We start from the raw sequence: 24,158 nt of genomic DNA on the forward strand, positions 1-24,158 counted from the left end.
CGAGCCGCTCCTGAAGGGCATTCCCTTCAAGGACGGCACTCCGGTGATTGAAAGCACACCGGCTCCTCAAGCGCTGGCCGCCTGATCATGCCGCCTGACCCGCGTACACCACTCTTGACGATTGCTCCTCTCCGACACGGGGCGCCTCTTATGAAGAAAACGACAGTCAAACAGGCGATCAACGGAGAGCCCATCGCCGGCTTCCGCACGCCGGCACTGCCATCACATGTCGACGACCGAGGCTCCGTTCACCTTCCCGTCGATGATGTCCTTTCCCTGCTGCCGGGCGGCACGCCTTGCCACACCAAAATCGGAGAATGCTTGTGACTGGTCCAGCCGGAAAACGCGGCTCGCCGCAGAACCTGCGATCGCGGCCGGACGACATATCCGAACTGCGATGTCATACCCTTCAGCGAAACGGGAATGTCCGTCAAAACGATTGAACGTGCGGGGGAATACGAGAGGATGAAGTTCGTACCCCTTGTAGAGAAGAATCGGGTGTGTCGACATGTCAGTCACTCCACAGGGGAAAGCCCACTATACCCTGAAACAGGGAGCGCAGGACGGTGCAGATGTTTTCAGAATTGAATTGACCCGTGGTACCGGTGCGCGTATGGTGAATCATGAAGTCCGCAAAGCGGATCTTCGCCCACGCTGTCATCCATCTTCTTTCTGATGGCCCGATGAGGATCATCGACCTCCCCTCTCCACCACTGTATGTGGCGGACTCCATGAGAACTTCACGGCAACCAGGCTTGCTTGCCGCGCGATGAAACCGATGACGGATATTGACCTCATTGGACGAGCAACGGACGTCGTCCCGACGATGTGCTGAACACAACGTAAACGGTCAGCAATGCGCTTTTGATTTCAGGTGGTTCGGATAGAGCGATCTAACAACGGTACATCGAATGCTGGCCGACGTAGCGCCCCCCCGATGGAGGCGTGACGTTCACTGCCGGCGCAAAGCCACCCGAACCATTGTCTAGCCGAGTGGCACCCTTCCCGGCGGGAAGGTCCGCATGGGCGATTTCGACTCGTTGATATGGTTCGTCGGGCGCTTCGGGCGTACCCCGGCCAGCCCCACACAACGATCAAAAACCGGCTGCGTGCTGCGGCCAAAAAAGGAGTGATCTAATGAGCACCATTCGCCATTATCGAGGTCTCGATATTTCCCTGCTCGTGTATCCCCACCGCGCGACCCAGGCAGGATTTGGCCACAACTACGACGAAGGATTCGATGCGTCGATCCGTATCAGCGAACCTGATTCCGGACTGGCCATTGCCCGGAGCAGGCTGTTCCGCGTGCCCGGCAAGCGTCCTTTCGTGAATACCGGCGACGCAAGGCGTGCGTCCCTCGTCTACGCCGAAATGTTGATTGACGGTCGCGCGTCCGACCGGCCGATCTGGGACGCCGCCTGAACGGTCCGGCCACGTCAGGCCAGTTGCGAACTACAGTACGGCCATTCCCCGCTTGCCTCGGCGCCATCGCGATTCAACCCTCATAAGAGGACTGACCGACCGCCGATGCGCCCGCCGGGTACCGACCGCGGTCAAATCTGAACTCGCTTCCACCCGCAGGTCGCCTTGCATCTCGCTGGAGCAATTCCTCGTTCCGTCCTACGCCGAGGCATCACCCTCAAGGGGCAGCGAAGGCAATCCCGCGACGTATGCAACGGTGAAGCTGGTTTCACGTTCTGCTGACGCAACGGCTATCGTTGCGTGATGTGCCGTGATAATGCAGCGGCAGATGTAAAGACCAGGGCCAATGCCCGCAGTGCTCCGGCTCCGGTCAGGTTAATTCGCCCTCGTGAGGGGAGGGTAAACAGCGTGGGGAGCGCTTTCTCGGGGGTCGGGTTTCCTTCGTTGCAGACGACAGTGGTCACGTGTTCCTCCCGGTCATCGGCTTCGACGCCCCCTATAGGCGCGCGCGTTGCTGCCTATTGCGCGTCACGGTTGATGCGTTCTCCTGAGCGACGCGGCTGTGTCGCTCCAGGACACGCGCTTGCCCATATCTGATTCCCGCATATGCCGACGTTCGTGACTTCTGCGCGATGGAGCCTGCGCAGATTGCCCGCCAATCCTGCGCCTCGCCAACGCCGGCTTCTCGTCGTGGACGATGAGCGTGCGGGCGGCGAGGCGGCAGCGGCGTCGCTCGCGACGGCGGGATATGTACGCGCATTTCGCTGCTGATGGAGCAACCGCGCTACAGATGGCTGCGACGTGGAGGCCCGAGATCGCCGTGCTGGATATCAACATGCCGATCATGGATGGGTACGAGCTTGCGCAACGTCTGACGCAGGATGAGCTGACCCAGCACACCCTTCTCGTTGCTTTCGCCGCTCTCGACGAACCGGTCGCCCGTTCCTCCGGCATTGCGTCGAGGTTTGACGTCTATTGCCAGAAAGGCGGTTGTCCCGGCGTTCTACTGACACTGCTCCGGTCATTAGCTCAATAGGGGCCGTGCATCCCGGCTACTGGTCGGAAGACGAAGCGGGGCCTTTATCCCCGCCGGACGGCCGATTACGGGGGCGGAGCCGACGGCTCAATGTTCACGTAAGGGCCTTGACGAGCGGCAGGAAATGGCCGGCTGGCGCTCGCCGACAGAGCGCGACGATCGCCGTGGATGCGGCAGAACGCGACGCTCATTTCAGCCGTGCAGGGCACGCAAGAGGCATGAGCCACCTCGCAGGCGACCTACCGATTTCTCGAAAGTAAACGCCCTGTTAGTCAAGGTCGTAAGTTCCTGGCCGCCCAAGCATGATGCATGCGTCGCGCGAGAAATCGCGGGCCCTCAAAGCCGGGCGGATAGCCGTGATTATCCTTAAATAAGGTCGCGTTACTCTCGATGGTGGGGAACAGGGTTCCAGGGAGCAACGCGTCGTGATCTTGTTGTCAACGACGGCGTGAGGAGGCGCGCTCGGCGCGACGCTCGGACGTTTCTGCGTCGTCACGGGCGCCGATCGAATTTGGAATTGGGCCCGCTGGCAACCGCTTCCAGCCTTCCGGACGTCATTTTTAGAACGTCTTGGTTTGCCGCCGGACACTTCCGAATTTTTCTGGCGGAGAGGTTGGGGATTTCCCGGGGGTGTCCAGCTTGCACGCTGCGCGGATCGATTCAGTGCTTTGGAAGAGCGAAGCGCATCTTCTTGAAACGGCGGCCGCATGGGACGCGCGAGAGTCGACTTAAGTGTATGTTTTAAATAGGAAATTCGACGTTCTGCGCACGGCGTGCGGCGATGACCAGTTCCAGCTTAAGTGAACGAAGTTCCAAATTGAGTGCATCTCGGCGCCACACCCGTCCCCCGTTCTTGAATTTGTCACCACCCGTCCATATAATTAGCACTCACCGCACGAGAGTGCTAACAACATCTCCGGCCTGGCTCTGCCAGGCCGGGTTTCTTGAGTGTCCTTCAAGTCTCGAAGAGAGGAGTTTGTATGAACCTTCGTCCTTTGCATGATCGCGTGATCGTCAAGCGTCTGGATCAGGAAACCAAGACCGCCTCGGGTATCGTGATTCCCGAAGCAGCTGCTGAAAAGCCGGATCAAGGCGAGATTCTGGCGATCGGCCCGGGCAAGCGCGATGACAAGGGCGCCCAGATCGCGCTCGACGTGAAGGTCGGCGATCGCGTCCTGTTCGGCAAGTACGCTGGCCAGACCGTCAAGGTGGACGGCCAGGAACTGCTCGTGATGCGCGAAGAAGACATCATGGCCGTGGTCAACAAGTAAGCCTGCACGGTCCATATTCACCAAAGAGATTCAAGGAGTTACAAGATGGCAGCTAAAGACGTCGTGTTCGGCGATTCCGCCCGTTCGAAGATGGTCGAAGGCGTGAACATTCTCGCCAATGCAGTGAAGGTCACGCTGGGTCCGAAGGGCCGCAACGTGGTGCTCGAGCGCAGCTTCGGCGGCCCGACGGTCACCAAGGACGGTGTGTCGGTCGCGAAGGAAATCGAGCTGAAGGACAAGCTGCAGAACATGGGCGCCCAGATGGTCAAGGAAGTGGCTTCCAAGACCAGCGACAACGCAGGTGACGGCACGACGACCGCTACCGTGCTAGCTCAGTCCATCGTTCGCGAAGGCATGAAGTACGTCGCATCGGGCATGAACCCGATGGACCTGAAGCGCGGCATCGACAAGGCCGTCGCGGCAGCTGTCGAAGAGCTGCGCAAGATCAGCAAGCCCTGCACGACCAGCAAGGAAATCGCTCAGGTCGGCGCGATCTCGGCTAACAGCGACACGTCGATCGGCGACCGCATCGCGGAAGCCATGGACAAGGTCGGCAAGGAAGGCGTGATCACGGTGGAAGACGGCAAGTCGCTCGCCGACGAGCTGGAAGTCGTGGAAGGTATGCAGTTCGACCGCGGCTACCTGTCGCCGTACTTCATCAACAACCCGGACAAGCAGGTCGCCGTCCTGGAAAGCCCGTTCGTGCTGCTGCACGACAAGAAGGTCTCGAACATCCGTGACCTGCTGCCGGTGCTGGAACAGGTTGCCAAGGCTGGCCGTCCGCTGCTGATCATCGCTGAAGACATCGAAGGCGAAGCGCTCGCAACGCTCGTGGTCAACAACATCCGCGGCATCCTGAAGACGGTGGCTGTCAAGGCTCCGGGCTTCGGCGACCGTCGCAAGGCGATGCTGGAAGACATCGCGATCCTGACCGGCGGCCAGGTGATCGCGGAAGAAACGGGTCTGTCGCTCGAGAAGGCAACGCTGGCCGAGCTGGGTCAGGCAAAGCGCATCGAAGTGGGCAAGGAAAACACGACGATCATCGACGGCGCTGGCGAAGCCCGCAACATCGAAGCGCGCGTCAAGCAGATCCGCACGCAGATCGAGGAAGCCACCTCGGACTACGACCGCGAGAAGCTGCAAGAGCGCGTCGCGAAGCTGGCTGGCGGCGTGGCCGTGATCAAGGTGGGTGCCGCGACCGAAGTCGAAATGAAGGAAAAGAAGGCACGCGTGGAAGACGCGCTGCACGCAACCCGCGCTGCCGTTGAAGAAGGCATCGTCCCCGGCGGCGGCGTTGCGCTGATCCGTGCACGTGCTGCGATCACCGCCCTGAAGGGTGTGAACCCCGACCAGGAAGCGGGCATCAAGATCGTGCTGCGCGCCATGGAAGAGCCGCTGCGTCAGATCGTCACGAACGGCGGCGAAGAAGCGAGCGTGGTGGTGGCAGCCGTGGCGCAAGGCCAGGGCAACTACGGCTACAACGCAGCGACCGGCGAGTACGGCGACCTGGTTGAAGCCGGCGTGGTCGATCCGACCAAGGTGACGCGCACCGCGCTGCAGAACGCCGCATCGGTTGCCGGCCTCCTGCTGACGACGGACGCAGCTGTTGCCGAACTGCCGAAGGAAGACGCTCCGATGGCCGGTGGCGGCATGCCCGGCGGCATGGGCGGCATGGGCATGGACATGTAATAACGGCGCAAGCCCGCATTACATGGAAGTGCCGGGGAGCCTCGGCTCCCCGCGGTCTCAAGACGAAACCCGCTTCGGCGGGTTTCGTCGTTTCTGACGCCTGCCAGCGTATCCGTTTGAGAAATATTCTGTAATGGTCATATTTTTGGAGCGGCGACGGAAAACGTCTGCGCAAACGTTAAAGTACGGATGTAATACAACCGTAGGGTCTGCCGTGAATACGAACGATGATGGCTTGACAGCAGCCGCACCCCGGCCGGTCGTCTGGATGACAGGTCTGCCAGGCGCCGGGAAGACGACGATTGCACAGGCGTTGTTCGAGACGCTGCAGAACCTCAACGCGAAGGCTATCGTGCTCGACGGCGATACGCTGCGCGCAGGCATCTGCTCGGACCTCGGCTTTTCGGAAGCCGATCGCATCGAAAACATTCGCCGCATCGCGCATCTCGCGAAGCTCTTCCAGCGGGAAGGCTACGTCGTGATCGTGGCCACGATTTCGCCATTCGCCCAGCAGCGCGCGCTGGCGCGCTCCATCGTCGGTGACGGTTTCATCGAAACGTTCATCTCCGCACCGCCACAGCTTTGCGCCGAACGAGATCCGAAGGGGATGTACGCTCAGGCGCGCGAGGGCCGGATCCAGCAGTTCACCGGGGTGTCGTCGCCTTACGAGCCGCCGGTCGAGCCGGAACTCGTGATCGACACATCGGCGTGCCGCGTCGAAGGCGCGGTCGCCACGATCGTTCTTCGGCTGGGTAAGGGGGTGCGGGGTCGCCGCGAAGCAAAACGGGCCGCGTGCGACGCCTGATTTTCTCCCGCGGCGCAAAAGCGCCGACTGCGACTGCAGCAGTCAGTCAGCACTCGCTCAAAACCGCTCCGAACGCCGCAAAACCGGTCTCAATGATGATGCCTGGCTTCGCCTGACGAGCCCGAGCCGGCCGCGTCGCCGGCCTTGGGCGTCTCTTCGTCGTCATTGCTGCGCGCCCAGAAGAAGCGATCGGGCAGATACGCACCCATTCCCGGCCGGAACGCACTGCGCGTGCTCTGATAGAGATACTCCTGAGCCTCGCGCACGGCTTCGGGCGGTTCCTGGCCGTTCGCAAGCAGCGCGGCGACGGCCGCGCCCAACGTGTCCGTGAGCCCCATGATGCGCTGCGGACCGCGGTCCCAGGTGTCCTGGCGCAACTGCCCGTCTTCGCTGAAGAGCGTATTGACGAGCCGGTGCGAGCCCGTTTCCATCGAGAGAATGTACTCGCAGCCTTGCGAGAGCAGATGCGAGATCGCCGCGTCGAGACTCGGTGCCTCTGCGTCGCCGTCCGGCTGTGCGAGCGCGAGCAGCGTGGCGCTGTCCGCGATCAGCAGCGTAGTCTGCGGCGCAAGCAGGTCGGCAATGGCTTCGCGCAGTTCGTCCGCGGCGAGCACGTGTTCGTCGTCAAGCGTGAAGTCAGGCGCGAGGATGAGCGGAACGTCGTCGTAGTCGGCAACCACTTCCGCGATCGCGCTCACCACTTCGGCACGAGCCGCCGCGCCCACCTTGAATGCGGCGATCGGCATGTCTTCGAGCAGCATCCTCGCCTGGGTTGCGACCGTGTCCGGATCGAGCCCGGTCACCTCGTCACAACTGGCCGAGTCGCGCACCGTGTAGCCGGTCAACACTGTGACGCCGTGGCAACCCATGCTGGCGAGTGTCATCAGGTCCGCCTGGACGCCGGAGCCGCCAGTGGGATCGGAAAGGCCGAAGGTGAGGACGATCGGAGGGGTGTCGCTGGACATGAACGTAGGAGGGAAATGATTGGGGAGGGCGCAAGGTTCGCACGCCATGCGGGCGGGGCTTGCGAATGGCTCAATTATGCGTCCTGCGGCCGCATTGCGGCTGGGTTTTTGCCTCGTTGCACGAATGATCGGTGCCACCCGCGCTTGTGGGCAACCGCGCCGGTCTCGCCCGGCACGGTGAAAAAAGGTACCATCATGGCTCCCGTTTTTCCGGTTATTTTTGGACTTTTCGACGCGGCATAAGAATGGAATATAGAAGCTGGATGTGCCTGATCTGCGGCTGGATCTACGACGAAGAAGCCGGATTGCCAGAAGAAGGTATTGCACCGGGCACGCGCTGGGAGGATGTCCCGATCAATTGGACCTGTCCCGAGTGCGGCGCGCGCAAGGAAGACTTCGAGATGGTTCAGATCTGATCCGGGCCACGCCTGCGGCCCGATATCGCGCGCGCCGTCGGCGTGACGCGTGGGCCTGGGCGCCGGACCCGGCACCGGCACGCAACGCGTTTGCCGCATCGCAAAGGGAGTTCGTCATCGTACCTGCGCGAGCCGATCCGTACCGGGCCACGCATGCCCGATCTGCGACGTGCCGGCCACGGGCAGGGGCGCGTCTGCATGCGCTTGCGTGTAGTGGCAGGCACACGCCATCGTTTCGCTGCACTGCGTACGAATTCGTATCCGCGCGCGTTCCCGCCACCTTCTCATGACCTTCCAGCCGACCCTTCCCGCCACCTTCGACGCCTTGCCCAATCCGCGCGGTGGCGCCGTGCGTGCCGCTGAAACGGCGCTTGCCGACGCGCAGCGCGCCCTGGAGGCGGGAGGCGATTGCGCCGGCCCGCTCTTGCGCGCGGCGTATGCCTTGCGCGAAGCGGGCTGGCTGTCGGCTCACCGCTTCGTCGACACGCTGCTGCTCGTTTCGCCTCTGGCGCTGGCTGCGAACTCTGATGCCGCGAATCTCGACGAAGGCGGCGCGCACCGCGTCGCGTCGGCGGCGCTCGGTGATTTTCGTGCGGCGCTCGCGCGTCACAACCTGCGCGAACTGTCGTGTTCGCCGGCGCTCTACGGTCGTCTGCATGCGATGTGCCAGGTGCTCGCGCCGCATACGCCCGGTTTCACCATCTCGTTCGAGGACTACGCGCTTGTTGCCCGGCCCGTGCCGCCCTCGACGATGCGGCCGCAGCCGGCGCAACGCATTGCCCACATGCGGGCCCGTTACGAGGCTGCGCTGCTGCCCGCGTTAAAGACGCAGACGGCGGGCAGCCGTGCCGCGGCCGCGTGGGCGGATGCGGCGTTCAACGAGATGGACGCGTGCCTCGCCGAACTCGCCGGCCCCGATCCCTACGACTTCTGGCGTCTTGCCTCGGCGTGCGGGCGGGCCTTGCGTGCGAGCCGTCACGCGACGGGTGAAGCGGACGCGCGACGTTTCTATGCGCGCTGCAATCTCGCGCTGGCCGACCAGGCGCGCGGCGTGCAGCTTGCCCCGCGCTCGCTGGTAAGGTCCACGCTCGCACTGCTGTGGCGCGACTACGCGCTCTTCGGCGCTGCAGCTGAGGACGCCGACCACGTCGAACTGCTGCACGACTATGGCCTTACGGTGGACTGGCACGTGGCGGCAACCCAGGCGTCCGAAGCGCTGTGGGAAGAAGGGGCGTCCCAGCAGGCGGGTAGCGTGGCGGCACCGCGCGACGACAACCGGGAACTGGGGGTGCTCACCATCACTGGCCAGGCGTATGAAGATTTTCTGCAGACGGCCGATGCGTCGATGACGGCGCTCAACGAGTACGCCCGCACCGCGAGCCGTCCGGAGAAGGCCGATCCCGGCGCGGCACTCCAGGCGGGCGATGCGGCGTACCGCGTCGGCGCGGCGGCCTGTGCGCTCGGGCTCGGTCACGTCGCGCTCATGGCCGATGCGCTAGGTCTCGCCTGGCGGCGCACGGCGTATGCGGGCGTGGCCACGCCGGCGGTGCGCTCGCATGTGGTGGTCGAAGCGCCGGACGTCCGCGCTCTCGAACAAGGCTGCGAAGCCTTGCGTGCCATGCTGCTCAAGACCGCTGCAGGCGTCGCGCCGCCAGACAGCAGCAGTGCGCTCGCTGCTCTCGCCCGTGCGATCGAGCAGGGCGGCGGCTGAACGCATGGAATGCGCGCATCGTCCATGCGGCAAGCATCGAGCACGCATGCGACGGGCACACGCGGCGAAAGCAGACGCTGAAACGGCCTTTGCAGCCCTGCGCGGCACAAGCCTCGCGAAGGGCTGTGCCTTGCACATTGAAAGCACACGCGCGTGATACAGTGAGCGTTAGATATTCCGTAAAAAAGGATCATGCAGGCAGCGGAAAGTATCGCGGCCCCGGCCATCGCGTGAGGCCGCGCAAGGCCGCAGACTGCGGCCCGGCTGCCGCCATCCCGCATCGTCTTTGCTAAAATTCGAACCATGTCCAAGAGTAACGATCGCATCAATCTGACCAACCAGTTCCTGATCGCCATGCCCAACATGGCCGATCCCACGTTTTCAGGAACGGTGGTCTACCTTTGCGATCACAGCGAGCGCGGTGCGCTCGGCCTCGTCATCAATCGTCCCACTGACATCGACCTGCAAGCGCTCTTCTCGCGCATCGATCTCAAGCTCGAGATCGAGCCGCTGCTGCATGTGCCCGTCTACTTCGGCGGCCCCGTGCAGACCGAGCGCGGCTTCGTGTTGCACGAGCCGCTGGAGGGCAAGAACTACACGTCGACCATGCTGGTGCCGGGCGGTGGGTTGGAGATGACCACGTCCAAAGACGTGCTCGAGGCGGTCGCAAACGGCAAAGGTCCCGAGCGTTTTCTGCTCACGCTGGGTCATGCAGGCTGGGGCGCCGGCCAGCTCGAAGAGGAAATCTCGAAGAACGGCTGGCTCACGGTCGAGGCGGATCCGAAGATCGTCTTCGACGTGCCCGCCGAAGAGCGCTTCGAAGCAGCACTCGCGCTGCTCGGCATTTCTTCGACGATGCTTTCGGGCGAGGCGGGTCACGCATGAGCGTGGCGAGCGGCCGTGAGGCAACGCTGCTGGCGTTCGACTACGGCGAGAAGCGCATCGGCGTCGCGCTCGGCAACTCTCTTACGCGCAGTGCCAGGCCGCTCACGGTGGTTCCCAACCGCAACCGCGATTACCGCTTCGAGGCCATCGGCAAGCTGATCGCCGAGTGGAAGCCGGACGTCCTCGTGGTTGGTTTGCCCTCGCATCCGGACGGCACGCCGCACGCCATGACACAGCAGGCGAAGCGCTTCGGCAATCAGCTCAACGGTCGCTTCAATCTGCCTGTCGTGTGGGTGGACGAGCGATATACGTCGGTAGACGCCGAAGCGCAGATTCGCGAGCGCGGCGGCGACACCGGGCAGCTCGATGCCGAAGCGGCCTCCATCATCCTCCAGCAGTATCTGGACGAACTTTCCGATCATCCGCTATGAGTTCCATTGACGCCGAGGCGCTCTACCGCAGCGTCCTCGAACAGATTCGTGCCGCGTATGGCGATCAACTGGGCCGTGCCGACGGCGCCGTGCTGGCCGGCATCTACAGCGGCGGCGCGTGGCTTGCCGAGCGCCTCGCGCGCGACCTCGGCGTGGCCGAATGGGGCGTCGTGAACGTGGCACTGCATCGCGACGACTACGCCAAGAAGGGACTGCACACGCAGGCGAGCCCCACGTCGCTGCCGTTCGAAGTGGACGATCGCCGCATCGTGCTCGTCGACGACGTGCTGTACACCGGCCGCACCGTGCGCGCGGCCATCAACGAGTTGTACGACTACGGCCGGCCTGCGGCCATCGAACTCGCCGTGCTGGCCGATCGCGGTGGCCGTGAACTGCCCGTGGCCGCACGTTTCGTGGGCGGTGTGGTGGACGTGCCCGCCGACGCCACGCTCGTGCTCGCACATGGCGACGACGGCCGCTTCACGTTCCACACCGAACCGCGGCAGGCTTGAAGGCAACATGCGCATGCCGCCGTCGGCGTTCGCGCGCTTCATGATGCTCCGCGTGACGCACATCATGAACCGGGCGATCTGACGCCGCCCAGCGTGTACGTTTGCGCGCCGCGCGGGCAGGCATCTCGAAATACCCGTTTGAATCAGGCACATCATCCATGAACACCTCCACCGCGGCACCCGGAAATCCTGCGGACCCCAGCGGCTCGGACGCTGCCGGCGACCGTTTTCGCTACGGCTTCCTGAAGGGCAACCCGCAACTCACGAAGAACGGCGAACTCAAGCATCTGCTGACCATCGAAGGGCTGCCGCGCGCCATCGTCACGCATATTCTCGACACGGCCGCGCAGTTCGTGAGCGTGACCGACCGCGAGGTCAAGAAGGTGCCGCTGTTGCGCGGGAAGTCCGTGTTCAACCTGTTCTTCGAGAACTCCACGCGCACGCGCACCACGTTCGAGATCGCGGCCAAGCGCCTCTCCGCAGACGTCATCAATCTCAACATCAACGCGTCGTCCACGAGCAAGGGCGAGTCGCTGCTCGACACCATCAACAACCTCTCCGCGATGCACGCGGACATGTTCGTGGTGCGCCACGCATCGAGCGGCGCGCCGTACCTGATCGCCGAGCACTGCGCGCCGCACGTGCACGTGATCAACGCCGGCGACGGCCGGCACGCGCACCCCACGCAGGGCCTGCTCGACATGTACACGATTCGCCACTACAAGCGCGATTTCACGCAACTGCGCGTGGCGATCGTGGGCGACATCCTGCACTCGCGCGTGGCACGCTCGGACATCCACGCGCTCACCACGCTCGGCGTGCCGGAAGTGCGCGCCATCGGTCCGCGCACGCTGTTGCCGGGCAATCTGGAGCAGATGGGCGTGCGCGTGTTCCACAACCTCGACGAGGGGCTGAAGGACGTCGACGTCATCATCATGCTGCGGCTGCAGAACGAGCGCATGAGCGGGGCGCTGCTGCCTTCCGCGCAGGAGTACTTCAAGAGCTGGGGCCTCACGCCGGAGCGCCTTGCGCTGGCGCGGCCCGACGCCATCGTCATGCACCCCGGCCCGATGAATCGCGGCGTGGAAATCGATTCGCAGGTGGCCGACGGCCCGCAGTCGGTGATCCTCAACCAGGTGACGTTCGGCATCGCCGTGCGCATGGCGGTGATGGGCATCGTCGCGGGCAACAACGACTGAACTCCACACACGCATTTCGAGGCGACACCGCCACGATACAGCCAGGGCACGCATAACAAAGGCAGCGCATGAAGATTCATATTCAGGGCGGCACGGTCATCGATCCGGCAGCCGGCACCGAACAGCAGCAGGACGTATTCATCGCGGCGGGCAAGGTCGTCGCGCTCGGCAACGCGCCCGCCGACTTCCACGCGGCGAAGACCATCGACGCACGCGGCCTCGTGGTGGCCCCGGGTCTCGTCGATCTCTCGGCGCGTCTGCGCGAGCCCGGCTACGAGCACAAGGCCACGCTCGAATCGGAAATGGCGGCTGCGCTCGCAGGCGGCGTGACGAGCCTCGTGTGTCCGCCCGACACCGACCCGGTGCTCGACGAACCGGGCCTCGTGGAGATGCTCAAGTTCCGCGCGCGCAACCTCAACCAGGCGCACGTGTATCCGCTGGGTGCGCTCACAGTGGGCCTCAAGGGGCAGGTGATCACCGAGATGGTGGAACTCACCGAGTCCGGCTGCGTGGCGTTCTCGCAGGCCGACCAGCCTATCGTCGATACGCAGGTCATGTTGCGCGCGCTGCAGTACGCGAGCACGTACGGCTACACCGCGTGGCTGCGTCCGCTTGACGCGTATCTCGCGAAGGGTGGCGTGGCGGCCAGCGGCGCGGTGGCGTCGCGGCTCGGTCTCTCGGGCGTGCCGGTGTCCGCCGAGACCATCGCGCTGCACACCATTTTCGAACTCGTGCGCGTGACGGGCGCGCGCGTGCATCTGGCGCATATCTCGTCGGCGGCGGGCGTGAGCCTGATGCGCGCGGCCAAGGCCGAAGGGTTGCCCGTGACCTGCGACGTCACGATCAATCACGTGCATCTGATCGACATGGACATCGGCTACTTCGATTCGCAATTCCGGCTCGACCCGCCGCTGCGCCAGCAGCGCGATCGCGACGCGATTCGCGCGGGGCTGATCGACGGCACCATCGACGCGATTTGCTCCGACCACACGCCCGTGGACGACGACGAAAAGCTGCTGCCGTTCGCCGAAGCGACGCCCGGCTCGACAGGCCTCGAACTGTTGCTCTCGCTCACCGTGAAGTGGGCGAGCGAGGCCGGCGTGCCGCTCGCGAAGGCGCTCGACCGCATCACGGCTGGCGCCGCGGACGTGCTGAAACTGCCGGCCGGACGTATCGCCGTGGGCGACGTGGCCGACGTGTGCGTGTTCGATCCCGACACGCACTGGCGCGTGGACCCGCGCACGCTCAAGAGCCAGGGACACAACTCGCCGTTCCTCGGCTACGAGCTGCCGGCGCGCGTGCGCGCGACGATCGTCTCGGGGCACGTGGCGTTCGAGCAGCAACGCTGACCCGGCAGAATCGATTCGACGGCACTGAACATGAAGATCGCGTTTCGCAAGATCAGCATTGTGCTTCACCTCCTGCACGGCATGTGGACCGTCGCGACGCGCTTTTCGCGCGCCTCGGCCGAAACGCGCACGCAGCTGACGCGCGCATGGTCGCTCAAGCTGCTGCGCCTCGCCGGCGTGCGGCTCGTCGTGCACAACGACGCCGCGCGGCTCGACGAAGGCGTGCTGGTGGTGAGCAACCACGTGTCGTGGATCGACATCTACGTGATCAACGCCTGGCGGCCTACGCCGTTCGTGTCCAAGGCGGAGATCCGCAACTGGCCGGTGGTGGGGTGGCTCGCGCACAAGCTCGACACGGTGTTCATCCACCGCGAGAAGCGCAGCGACGCGAAGCGCATCATGCACGAGCTGGCGTCGCGGCTCGACAGCGGCGCGCGCATGTGCGTCTTTCCCGAAGGCACGACGTCGGACGGCCGCGGCGTGCTGCCGTTTCACTCGAACCTGTTCCAGGCGCCGGTATCGGCGTCGCGGCCGGTGCAGCCCGTCTGTCTGATGTATGAGGAGGCGAACGGACGGCAGTCCGTGGCGCCTGCTTACATTGACGACGTGTCGCTTGGCCAGTCGCTCGATGCGTTGCTGCGCGCGGGTCCGCTCACCGCGCACGTCTATATCGGCGAGGCGCTCGCGCCGGGCGCGGACCGGCGTGCGCTTGCGGCCGAAGCGGAGGCCGCGGTGAAGCGGGCGCTGGAGGCACTGCAGGGTGGAGAGAGAGGGGACGCGGCGCGCGAACAAGCGACCGAGGCGCCCGACTCCGGGCAGGCTGCGCACGAGAGCGGGCCAGGCAGCGATACGTTGGCCGCGGGATGAGGCGGCGCGGGCCAATCGCGCCGCGTGCTGCAACTGATGAACAGGTATCTGGGAGTAGAGAAATTGGGCTTTCCTTCTGAGCAAACGGGCAGGCGCGTACTGATTACCGGGGCTCGCGGCTTCACCGGCGCGTATGTTCGCGACGAGTTGCAGCGTGCCGGGTATGAGGTGGTTGGCGCGGTCGGCCACACGCATACCGCCGAGGCGAACGAGCATGTGCTCGACATCACGTCGCTGGAGGCGTGCCGCCGCGTGATCGGCGAAGTGCGCCCCACGCACATCGTGCATCTGGCGGCGATCAGCTTTGTTGCACACGACGACGCGCTTGACATGTATCGCGTCAACGTGCTGGGCACGCTGAATCTCTTGCAGGCCTGTGTCGACGTGGGCGTGCAGCCCCAAAAGATTCTGGTGGCAAGCAGCGCGAACGTGTACGGAAACGCGGCGGGCGTGGTCGATGAGAACGTGATGCCCGCGCCCGTGAACCACTACGCTGCAAGCAAGCTCGCGATGGAGCATCTCGTGCGCACGTGGTTCGACCGGCTGCCGATCGTCATGACCCGGCCCTTCAACTACACGGGCCGCGGCCAGGAAAGCCGCTTCCTTGTGCCGAAGATCGTCTCGCACTTCGTGCAGCGCAAGCCCTTCATCGAACTGGGCAATCTCGACGTGGCGCGCGACTTCTCCGATGTGCGCGTGGTGGCCGCGACTTACCGTGCGCTGCTCGAATCCGAGGCGGCGTGCGGGCAGACGGTCAACGTCTGTAGCGAACACGCGCGTACGTTGCACGAGGTTATCGACATGGTGCGCGAAGCCTCGGGTCACGATCTCGAGGTGCGCGTCAATCCGGCGTTCGTGAGGGCGAACGAGGTGAAGGTGCTCGTCGGGTCCGCGGCCCGGTTGCGCAGCCTCGTGCCCGACGTGAAGCCCATCGACTTCGCCGAAACGATCAAGTGGATGGTCGGCCCGGCGTAAGGGTGGGGTGGCTGGAGTGGGGCCAGCGCGCGGTCACTCGAACTCGGCGCGGCACCCCGAGCATTCCACCTGCACGACCGTCCTTGCGCCGGGTTCGTTCGTGAGACGTACCGCGGACAACTGGTTGCCCCAGACGCACCCGGTGTCGAGGCCGATCAGATTGTCCCGCATGGTGAGGCCCAGGGCGGCCCAATGACCGAAGACGACGGTCGTGTTGGCCGTCTTGCGGCCGGGAACGTCGAACCAGGGCAGGCATCCGGGCGGCGCGGCATCGAGCGGACCACTCGAGGTGAAATCCATCGCGCCATCTGCCGTGCAAAAGCGTAGACGGGTCAGCGCGGCGCAGGTGATGCGCAGGCGGTCTATCCCTTTCAGGTCGGACGACCACCGGCTCGGCTTGTTGCCGTAAAGGCCGGCGAGCGTTTCCTTCCAGTCCGGAGCGCGCAGCGCGCGCTGCAGGTCGTCGGCCAGTTCCAGCGTCAGGTCGACGTCCCATTGCGGCAGCGCGCCTGCATGAACGAGCAACATGCCGTTCTCATAATGGGCGATGGGGCGATGGCGTATCCAGTGAAGCAGGTCCGCCGCATCCGGCGCGGCGAGAATTTCCGCGATCGTGTCGCCCTTCTTGATGTTGCGGATGCCCGCCGATACCGACAGCAGATGCAGATCGTGATTGCCGAGCACGGTAGTCGCGCGATCGCCCAGTTCGATGACGTCACGCAGCGTGGCAAGCGATTCGCGGCCGCGGTTGATGATGTCGCCGGCGAACCAGAGGGGCGTGTCCGGCGAAGGGGCAACCTTCTCGAGCAATTGCCGGAACTGGCTGCGGCAGCCTTGCAGATCACCGAAGGCGATGGGGCTGGGCGGCGGGGTGAGGTGAGAAGTCATTGGCCAGGGGAATTGAGCGGAAACGCACAAATACGGTCCGAAAAGGCACGCAGAATGCAGTCTGAGCGAGCGCTGGAGCGGGCCGGCAGCGTGACATAATAGCTTCTCCAGCGCAGTACCGTGGTTTCGCTGCCGCCCTGTACCGTCGGACAGGCGAGGCAGTATCGATTCAGAGGAAATGGAATGATTCTGGTGACAGGCGGCGCGGGCTTCATTGGCGCCAATTTCGTGCTCGACTGGCTGCGCGATGGCAACGAGCCGGTCGTAAACGTCGACAAACTGACCTACGCGGGCAACGCCGAAACGCTTGCGCCGCTGTCGTCGGATGAACGGCACGTGTTCGTGCGCGAAGACATCTGCGACCGTGCGGCAATGGATGCGCTCTTTTCGACGTACAAGCCACGCGCCGTCGTTCACTTCGCTGCCGAAAGCCACGTGGACCGCTCCATTCACGGCCCGGGCGAATTCGTTCAGACCAACGTGGTGGGAACGTTCACGCTGCTCGAAGCGGCACGTGCCTACTGGGGCGGCCTCAGCGACGGCGAAAGGGATTCGTTCCGTTTTCTGCACGTGTCCACGGACGAAGTATTCGGCTCCCTCGCTCCTGCCGATGCGGCGTTCAGCGAAGTCACTGCATACGCGCCCAATAGCCCGTACTCGGCGAGCAAGGCGGCCTCCGACCATTTCGTGCGGGCCTACCACCACACCTATGGCTTGCCGACGCTGACCACCAACTGTTCCAACAACTACGGCCCTTACCAGTTTCCCGAAAAGCTCATTCCGCTCACTATCATCAACGCGCTGGCGGGCAAACGCCTGCCGGTTTATGGCGACGGCTCCAACGTGCGCGACTGGCTTTATGTCGGCGACCATTGCGCGGCCATCCGTACGGTGCTTGCACGGGGAACGCCGGGCGAGACGTACAACATCGGCGGATGGAACGAGAAGAAGAACATCGAGGTCGTGCGCACGATCTGCGGTTTGCTCGACGAGTTGCGGCCGGCGGGCGAAGGCGCCCGATACGAATCACAGATCGAGTTCGTCAAGGACCGACCCGGCCATGACCAGCGCTACGCCATCGATGCCACGAAGATCGAACGGGAACTCGGCTGGCGGCCGGCGGAAACGTTCGAGACCGGATTGAGGAAGACCGTTCAGTGGTACCTCGATCATGCCGCGTGGGTGCAGGGCGTGACGAGCGGCAGCTATCGCCACTGGATCGAACAGCACTACGCGCCGCAAAGCTGAGGGGGCGGTCATGTCACGTAAGGGCATTATCCTGGCCGGCGGTTCCGGCACCCGGCTCTACCCCATCACGCACGCGGTGTCGAAGCAGTTGCTGCCGGTGTACGACAAGCCGATGGTCTACTACCCGCTCTCCACGCTCATGCTGGCCGGCATTCGCGACGTGCTGGTCATCTCGACGCCGGCGGACACGCCTCGCTTCCAGTCGATGCTGGGCGACGGCAGCCAGTGGGGAATGAATCTTCAATACGCCGTGCAGCCGTCGCCCGATGGGCTCGCGCAGGCGTTCATCATCGGACGCGATTTCGTGGGCGGCGATCCCTCGGCGTTGATTCTGGGCGACAACATCTTCTACGGTCACGATCTGGCGCGGCAACTCGACGCGGCGAACACGCGGGACGTGGGCGCAACGGTCTTTGCCTACCATGTAACCGACCCGGAGCGCTATGGCGTCGTGGAGTTCGACGATCAGTTCCGTGCGTGCTCCATCGAAGAGAAACCTTCGCGCCCGCGCTCCAACTACGCGGTCACGGGGCTGTACTTCTACGACAACGACGTGTGCGACATCGCAGCGGACATCAAACCGTCCGCGCGCGGCGAGCTTGAAATCACCGACGTCAACTCCCGATACCTCGAAGCAGCCAGGCTGCACGTCGAAATCATGGGACGCGGTTACGCCTGGCTCGACACGGGAACACACGATTCGCTGATCGAAGCAGCCACGTTCATTGCCACACTCCAGAAACGGCAGGGCTTGATGGTGGCGTGCCCCGAAGAGATCGCCTTCAGAAACCGCTGGATCGACGCCGCGCAAGTGGAGCGCCTTGCTGCACCGCTTGCGAAGAATGGTTACGGCGCCTACCTGCTCAAGCTACTTTCGGAACCCATCGCATGAAAATAACCGTTACGCCTACCACGCTGCCTGAGGTGAAAATTATCGAACCGAAGGTCTTCGCGGACGCGCGCGGCTTTTTCTTCGAAAGCTTCAATGCGCAGGAGTTTGCCGAAGCCGTGGGCGAAGAAGCCTGCTTCGTGCAGGACAACCATTCGAGGTCGGCGAAGAACGTTTTGCGCGGCCTGCACTACCAGGTCGAGCGACCGCAGGGCAAGCTCGTGCGCGTGATCGCCGGCGAGGTTTTCGACGTTGCGGTGGATATCCGCAAGAACTCGCCGAACTTCGGCAAATGGGCCGGCGTTCGGCTGAGCGCCGACAACAAGCGGCAACTCTGGATTCCGGGCGGCTTCGCGCATGGCTTCCTTGTGCTGTCCGAGTCCGCGGAGTTCCTGTACAAGACGACCGACTACTGGTTCCCCGAGCATGAGCGGTGTCTGCTGTGGAACGATGCGGACGTCGGCGTGGCGTGGCCGCTCGAAGGCGAGCCGCTGCTGGCAGCGAAGGACGCCGCAGGCAAGCGGCTCGTTGAGGCGGAGGTGTACGCATGAGCGTCGCTCGCGGCTTCGGGCGTACTGAGAAGGTCGTCCGTCATGTTACGGGCGCGTCTATTCGTTGGGCGGTGTTGATCCGTTGATCATCTGGCCCGTATTTCATATATCGCGTCTTGATGTGGTCGGCCTCGAAGGCGACATCGAGTTCGCATGCTTCTGATGTCACTTCTCCATGTCCTATCTAAATGAACGCGTCATCCTTGTAACCGGTGCATCCGGTCAAGTGGGCTTCGAACTGGTGCGCAGCTTTCAGGGGTTGGGGCGTGTCGTCGCGCCTGGTCGCGATACTCTGGATCTGGCGAGCGGCCGCCAAATTGAAGAATTGATACGTGAAGTGAGACCTTCACTGATCGTCAACCCAGCTGCGTATACAGCGGTTGACCACGCAGAAACCGAAATCGATCTCGCAAACAGCATCAATGCGGTGGCGCCCGGCATCCTCGCGTCTGAGGCGCGGCGGCTTCGCATTCCGCTGATTCACTACTCGACCGATTACGTCTTTGACGGCACGGGGGACGGAGCATATTCCGAAGGCGATCGAGTAGGGCCGCTAAACGTTTACGGCAAAAGCAAACTGGACGGGGAGCTAGCAATCGCCGAGGCTGGGGCGAGCCATCTCGTCCTCCGTACCAGTTGGGTCTATGGCGCCCACGGCCGAAATTTCGTGCAAACGATGCTGCGCCTCGCAGCACAGCACACGGAATTGCGAGTTGTGGATGACCAGGTGGGAGCGCCCACATGGGCGCGCACTATTGCAGAATTGACCGCCCATATTGTTGCGCAGGCGTTTGCCGTACAAGAGAAGGATCGGCAGGAGTGGTGGGCGCAGCGTTCAGGTATTTATCATTTGACGGCATCGGGCTATACCTCATGGGCCGGTTTTGCCGAAGCGATTTTTGATATCGCTGCAATGCCGGTAAGGCCGCGGATTGTGCCTATTACATCAGACGAATATCCCACGCCTGCCCAACGGCCACGTAATTCTCGTCTGTCCGGTGCCAAGCTTTCTGCGACATTCGGCCTGCGCCCTCCAGACTGGCGCGACGCGCTGCATCTCTGCCTCGCTGAGCGCGAGGCATGAGACGTCAGCTTTGATCTCAAATGCTCGGCCGACGGTCGGCCGCTGCTCATGGTTGCCTTTTCAACGATGGATGGCCGACAATATCGGGCGATTATCGTCTTGGCACGGGGGCCGGCCATTTGCCTTAAGAGTCTGTATGGCGCCGGACATGGATATTGAGGAAACAAGTTGAGTGCATTGCTAAGTGCCCTGGTCCGGTACCGCGGTTTCGTGTTCGGCAGCGTCAAGCGGGAATTTCAGACGCGTTACCGGACGAGCATGTTGGGCGCGTTGTGGCTGATTCTGCAGCCGCTCGCCATGATCGCGGTTTACACCGTCATTTTTTCCGAAGTTATGAGATCGCGGATGCCTGGCGTGGAAAATACGTTCGGCTATAGCATCTATCTATGCGCCGGGGTGCTGACATGGGGCCTGTTCGCTGAGATCATCTCTCGCGCACAGAGCGTGTTTGTGGACAACGCAAATCTCCTCAAGAAGATCAGCTTTCCACGCATAGCGTTGCCGGCCATCGTCACATGCTCGGCGCTGCTTAACTTCGCCATCATCTTCTCGCTGTTTCTTGTTTTTCTGGTCGCGACGGGAAACTTCCCAGGTATGGCGTTCTTTGGATTGGTCCCGCTGCTGCTGGTTCAGGTCGTCTTCAGTATTGGCCTCGGCATTACGCTAGGGGTACTGAACGTATTTTTCCGGGACGTCGGACAGTTTACCGGTATTCTTTTGCAGTTCTGGTTCTGGTTTACTCCGGTTGTGTACCCTTGGCATGTGCTGCCCGAGGGAGTCAGGCCGTTGATCAGGTTGAACCCCATGGCGTCGTTGATCCAGGGGTACCAGACGATCCTGGTTAATCATGCATGGCCAGACTGGACGACTGTTTGGCCAGTGCTCGTCGTTGGAGTGCTAGCGTGCATGCTGGGACTCTACCTGTTCCGGAGGCATGCTGCGGAAATGGTCGACGAGCTCTAGTGGAATGAGGGGGCACAGGCAGTGCTGACGGTAAGTATCTTCCGCTCGGCTATAATCTGCCGCACTTTTTTTGTTGTGTTCATTACTTCGCAGAGCGGCTGCGGAGGCGTGGCTTCTCAAGGAGATGGAATTGACAAGCGCAGTTGTAACAGGCATCACAGGGCAGGACGGGGCATATCTCACGCAGCTGTTGCTGGCGCGTGGCTACGAAGTGTACGGTACGTATCGGCGCACGAGTTCGGTGAACTTCTGGCGGATGGACGAGCTCGGAGTCCTGAACGATCCTCGCTTGCATCTTGTCGAACACGACCTGACCGACCTTGGCGCGACCATCCGTCTGATCGAGAAGGCGAAGCCTCGGGAAGTGTACAACCTGGCGGCGCAGAGCTTCGTTGGGGTGTCGTTCGAGCAGCCTGTTACCACCGCGGAAATTACTGGTGTTGGCGCACTACATGTGCTCGAAGCGATCCGTATTCTGGACCAGTCCATTCGCTTTTACCAGGCGTCAACGTCTGAAATGTTCGGCAAGGTCCAGGCCGTGCCACAGAAGGAGGACACGCCGTTCTACCCTCGTAGCCCCTATGGCGTCGCAAAACTCTACGCGCACTGGATTACGGTGAACTATCGCGAGTCATACGGCATCTTTGGTTCCAGCGGTATTCTCTTCAACCACGAATCGCCGTTGCGCGGGCGTGAATTCGTGACGCGCAAGATTACCGACTCGGTCGCGAAGATTTCTCTCGGCAAGCTGGATATGTTGGAGCTCGGGAATCTCGACGCAAAACGAGACTGGGGCTTCGCGAAGGAATATGTCGAAGGTATGTGGCGCATGCTGCAGGTCGACGAGGCCGATACGTTTGTCCTTGCGACGAATCGGACTGAAACGGTTCGGGACTTCGTATCGATGGCTTTCAAGGCTGTCGGCACGGAGATCGAGTGGCGAGGCCAGGCCGAGCAGGAGACGGGTGTAGACGCATCGAGTGGTAAGATTGTCGTGCGCGTCAACCCGAAGTTCTACCGCCCGGCGGAAGTCGATCTGTTGATTGGCGACGCTTCGAAGGCGAAAAGCAAGCTCGGGTGGGAACCGACAACGACACTCGAATCACTTTGCAAGATGATGGTTGAGGCGGACCTGCGTCGGAACAAGACCGGTTTGTCGTTCTGAGTTCGTCCTGAACGCCGACGTAGACACCGGCATTCGCGGCTTGCCAACGTTTAGATGGAGCGCGAGCCACGGGATACCGGGCGTTTATGGGAATGGACGCTGGTATCTTACGAGCCAATCGCCGCCACCTAGCCAAGTTTGCATGGGCTCGCAGGCAGCAGCGTTAATCTTGCGAAGTTCGGCGTCGGCAACACAGCTTGTTTTCCATCGCGCCGCGTCTGCAGATTGCGGCGGTGCGTCTTTTCGGGATGGGCTAATCCCGCCTAAAGATCGATTGGGTCGAACTCATCATCCCTGTGCGCAAGGTACTGCGCGGCATGTCAGTGCGAGCCGAATCACGACTCTCAGTGGCACCATGGGCTGATGTCGGCGATGGTCTCTCTTCCGTATCGATCGCTCTCTAGGGTGCTGATGGATGCCACGGTCTACCGAGGCAGTGAACAAGCTCTCATCGGCGTGCTCCTCGCAATTGGTGCAGCATGCCAGTCCTGTTGGGGCGTCCGCGATCAAAACGCCGGGTAACAGACGCACGCCGCAACGTGCAATATGGAAACGCTCACTACAATTTACACAATGTAGCACTGGATCAAACCCTATGGGCAGCATATCCGTAAAAAGTGTCGGCAAAGCTTACAGGCAGTATCCGTCCCGTTTTGGTCGGTTGCTGGAATGGATGTCGCCGAGCCGCATCGTTCGCCATGATCTTAGATGGGTGCTTCGAGACATCAGCTTCGAGGTCAAACAAGGTGAGGCTGTTGGAATTGTGGGCATTAACGGTGCGGGAAAAAGCACGCTGCTCAAGATGATCACCGGTACGACGCAGCCGACCACAGGCAGTATTGCTGTCAGTGGCCGTGTTGCTGCCATGCTCGAACTTGGGATGGGCTTCCACCCCGATTTTACGGGGCGGCAGAACGTCATCATGGCGGGGCAGCTGCTTGGTTATAGCGCGGACGAAATAAACGCGAGCATGGAACGGATCGAAGACTTCGCCGAAATAGGTGAGGCAATCGACAAGCCGGTTCGCATTTATTCAAGCGGTATGCAGATGCGACTGGCGTTCAGTGTTGCAACGTTTCAGCGCCCCGACATTCTGATCGTAGACGAAGCGTTGTCCGTAGGCGACGCCTACTTTCAGCACAAGAGTTTCGACCGAATTCGATCGTACCGCGAACTGGGAACGACGTTGCTCATTGTTTCTCACGACAAAACAGCCATTCAGGCCATTTGTGATCGGGCCATTTTGCTGAATGAGGGCCGGCTCGATAAAGAGGGGTCGCCCGAATCAATTTTTGATTACTACAACGCGTTACTTGCAGATAAAGAAGGGAAGTCGGTCAAACAGATTCCGAGCAACGATAAGGCGACTCAGACAATTTCGGGGTCGGGAGAGGCCTCTATCAGCAATATTCGACTGTTAGGCCCAAATGGCTTCGCGGTCGAGGCTGTCGACGTAGGAAGTACTCTGCGCCTTGAGGTCGACGTGCTGATTAACCAAGATATCGCCGAACTCGTGATCGGTTACATGATCAAGGATCGATTGGGTCAGCCGGTTTTTGGAACCAACAGCCATCACTTGGAACATTCCAGGCAGGCGTTGGTGCGGGATGATCGCATTAAATATAGCTTTACGTTTCCCGCCAACCTCGGCGAGGGAACTTACTCGATCGCCATTGCACTGCACGCTGGCGACACGCATATCATTAAGAATTACGAGTGGCGGGATCTTGCCGTGGTGTTCCAGGTGATCAACATGTCGAAGAGAAAGTTTGTCGGATGTGCCTGGATTGAGCCCACATTAACTATTGAAAACTATTAAGTCGAGAGAAGAGGCGGA

At 62.3% G+C, this 24,158-nt stretch carries 24 protein-coding genes; 21 read left to right on the forward strand and 3 right to left on the reverse strand.

Features of this window, described 5'->3' with window-relative positions:
- Window positions 1–222 precede the first annotated feature (222 nt).
- Window positions 223–510 carry a hypothetical protein gene (locus PKKP23_RS16680; protein ID WP_017773017.1) on the reverse strand — a complete coding sequence of 96 codons (288 nt, stop codon included), beginning with the start codon at window positions 508–510 and terminating at the stop codon, window positions 223–225.
- Window positions 511–1,137: 627 nt separating this feature from the next.
- Between PKKP23_RS16680 and PKKP23_RS16685 the strand changes: the two genes are divergently transcribed.
- The 5 genes from PKKP23_RS16685 (at window position 1,138) to cysC (ending at window position 6,223) form a co-directional block, all read left to right on the forward strand.
- Window positions 1,138–1,422, forward strand: a complete 285-nt coding sequence (locus PKKP23_RS16685; protein ID WP_017773019.1) for a hypothetical protein — start codon at window positions 1,138–1,140, stop codon at window positions 1,420–1,422.
- Between the two features lie 748 nt (window positions 1,423–2,170).
- A complete protein-coding gene (locus PKKP23_RS16690; protein ID WP_161978111.1) occupies window positions 2,171–2,458 on the forward strand; it encodes a response regulator in 288 nt (95 codons plus the stop codon).
- Between the two features lie 980 nt (window positions 2,459–3,438).
- Complete coding sequence (groES, locus tag PKKP23_RS16695; protein ID WP_017773021.1) at window positions 3,439–3,729, forward strand: co-chaperone GroES; 291 nt, start codon at window positions 3,439–3,441, stop codon at window positions 3,727–3,729.
- Between the two features lie 45 nt (window positions 3,730–3,774).
- Entirely contained in the window at window positions 3,775–5,418 is a 1,644-nt protein-coding gene (gene groL / locus PKKP23_RS16700; protein WP_017773022.1) for a chaperonin GroEL, read from the forward strand.
- A gap of 235 nt (window positions 5,419–5,653) precedes the next feature.
- Window positions 5,654–6,223 (forward strand): adenylyl-sulfate kinase, encoded by a 570-nt coding sequence (gene cysC / locus PKKP23_RS16705; RefSeq protein WP_338120160.1) that lies wholly within the window; start codon window positions 5,654–5,656, stop codon window positions 6,221–6,223.
- Between the two features lie 89 nt (window positions 6,224–6,312).
- On the opposite strand, the gene PKKP23_RS16710 is transcribed toward cysC, so the two are convergent.
- Window positions 6,313–7,188 (reverse strand): hydroxymethylpyrimidine/phosphomethylpyrimidine kinase, encoded by an 876-nt coding sequence (locus PKKP23_RS16710; protein ID WP_017773024.1) that lies wholly within the window; start codon window positions 7,186–7,188, stop codon window positions 6,313–6,315.
- A gap of 245 nt (window positions 7,189–7,433) precedes the next feature.
- Between PKKP23_RS16710 and PKKP23_RS16715 the strand changes: the two genes are divergently transcribed.
- From PKKP23_RS16715 to PKKP23_RS16755, 9 genes are all read left to right on the forward strand, one after another.
- Entirely contained in the window at window positions 7,434–7,604 is a 171-nt protein-coding gene (locus PKKP23_RS16715) for a rubredoxin (RefSeq protein WP_025527884.1), read from the forward strand.
- Window positions 7,605–7,890: 286 nt separating this feature from the next.
- Window positions 7,891–9,315, forward strand: coding sequence for a hypothetical protein (locus PKKP23_RS16720; RefSeq protein WP_126877726.1), 1,425 nt, complete (start codon window positions 7,891–7,893; stop codon window positions 9,313–9,315).
- A 303-nt stretch (window positions 9,316–9,618) separates the two neighbouring features.
- Window positions 9,619–10,200 (forward strand): YqgE/AlgH family protein, encoded by a 582-nt coding sequence (locus tag PKKP23_RS16725; RefSeq protein ID WP_017773027.1) that lies wholly within the window; start codon window positions 9,619–9,621, stop codon window positions 10,198–10,200.
- A complete protein-coding gene (gene ruvX / locus PKKP23_RS16730) occupies window positions 10,197–10,631 on the forward strand; it encodes a Holliday junction resolvase RuvX (protein WP_126877727.1) in 435 nt (144 codons plus the stop codon). Before PKKP23_RS16725 ends, ruvX begins: the two co-directional genes overlap by 4 nt.
- Entirely contained in the window at window positions 10,628–11,143 is a 516-nt protein-coding gene (gene pyrR, locus PKKP23_RS16735; protein ID WP_017773029.1) for a bifunctional pyr operon transcriptional regulator/uracil phosphoribosyltransferase PyrR, read from the forward strand. Before ruvX ends, pyrR begins: the two co-directional genes overlap by 4 nt.
- A 158-nt stretch (window positions 11,144–11,301) precedes the next feature.
- Window positions 11,302–12,342, forward strand: a complete 1,041-nt coding sequence (locus PKKP23_RS16740) for an aspartate carbamoyltransferase catalytic subunit (protein ID WP_126877728.1) — start codon at window positions 11,302–11,304, stop codon at window positions 12,340–12,342.
- 68 nt (window positions 12,343–12,410) lie between these two features.
- Window positions 12,411–13,691, forward strand: a complete 1,281-nt coding sequence (locus PKKP23_RS16745) for a dihydroorotase (protein WP_017773031.1) — start codon at window positions 12,411–12,413, stop codon at window positions 13,689–13,691.
- 30 nt (window positions 13,692–13,721) lie between these two features.
- Window positions 13,722–14,558, forward strand: coding sequence for a lysophospholipid acyltransferase family protein (locus PKKP23_RS16750; protein ID WP_126877729.1), 837 nt, complete (start codon window positions 13,722–13,724; stop codon window positions 14,556–14,558).
- A gap of 36 nt (window positions 14,559–14,594) precedes the next feature.
- Entirely contained in the window at window positions 14,595–15,533 is a 939-nt protein-coding gene (locus PKKP23_RS16755; protein ID WP_126877730.1) for an NAD-dependent epimerase/dehydratase family protein, read from the forward strand.
- 33 nt (window positions 15,534–15,566) lie between these two features.
- Here the strand turns inward: PKKP23_RS16755 and PKKP23_RS16760 are convergent, their stop codons facing one another.
- Window positions 15,567–16,421, reverse strand: a complete 855-nt coding sequence (locus tag PKKP23_RS16760) for a symmetrical bis(5'-nucleosyl)-tetraphosphatase (RefSeq protein ID WP_126877731.1) — start codon at window positions 16,419–16,421, stop codon at window positions 15,567–15,569.
- Window positions 16,422–16,604: 183 nt separating this feature from the next.
- Here PKKP23_RS16760 and rfbB point away from each other — a divergent pair, with 183 nt between their 5' ends.
- The 7 genes from rfbB (at window position 16,605) to PKKP23_RS16795 (ending at window position 24,140) form a co-directional block, all read left to right on the forward strand.
- Window positions 16,605–17,669 carry a dTDP-glucose 4,6-dehydratase gene (rfbB, locus tag PKKP23_RS16765; RefSeq protein WP_126877732.1) on the forward strand — a complete coding sequence of 355 codons (1,065 nt, stop codon included), beginning with the start codon at window positions 16,605–16,607 and terminating at the stop codon, window positions 17,667–17,669.
- 10 nt (window positions 17,670–17,679) lie between these two features.
- A complete protein-coding gene (gene rfbA, locus PKKP23_RS16770; protein ID WP_126877733.1) occupies window positions 17,680–18,561 on the forward strand; it encodes a glucose-1-phosphate thymidylyltransferase RfbA in 882 nt (293 codons plus the stop codon).
- Entirely contained in the window at window positions 18,558–19,109 is a 552-nt protein-coding gene (gene rfbC / locus PKKP23_RS16775) for a dTDP-4-dehydrorhamnose 3,5-epimerase (RefSeq protein WP_126877734.1), read from the forward strand. Before rfbA ends, rfbC begins: the two co-directional genes overlap by 4 nt.
- A 175-nt stretch (window positions 19,110–19,284) precedes the next feature.
- The gene (rfbD, locus tag PKKP23_RS16780) at window positions 19,285–20,193 is read left to right on the forward strand and encodes a dTDP-4-dehydrorhamnose reductase (protein WP_126877735.1); all 909 of its coding nucleotides are present in this window, start codon (window positions 19,285–19,287) and stop codon (window positions 20,191–20,193) included.
- A gap of 168 nt (window positions 20,194–20,361) precedes the next feature.
- Window positions 20,362–21,156 (forward strand): ABC transporter permease, encoded by a 795-nt coding sequence (locus PKKP23_RS16785; RefSeq protein ID WP_126877736.1) that lies wholly within the window; start codon window positions 20,362–20,364, stop codon window positions 21,154–21,156.
- Window positions 21,157–21,280: 124 nt separating this feature from the next.
- Window positions 21,281–22,321, forward strand: coding sequence for a GDP-mannose 4,6-dehydratase (gene gmd, locus PKKP23_RS16790; protein ID WP_126877737.1), 1,041 nt, complete (start codon window positions 21,281–21,283; stop codon window positions 22,319–22,321).
- A 595-nt stretch (window positions 22,322–22,916) separates the two neighbouring features.
- Window positions 22,917–24,140: an ABC transporter ATP-binding protein gene (locus PKKP23_RS16795; protein WP_126877738.1), complete on the forward strand. Its 1,224-nt coding sequence runs from the start codon at window positions 22,917–22,919 to the stop codon at window positions 24,138–24,140.
- Window positions 24,141–24,158: the final 18 nt, after the last annotated feature.

The sequence above is a fragment of the Paraburkholderia kururiensis JCM 10599 = LMG 19447 genome, from assembly GCF_003986935.1.
Lineage (GTDB): Bacteria > Pseudomonadota > Gammaproteobacteria > Burkholderiales > Burkholderiaceae > Paraburkholderia > Paraburkholderia kururiensis.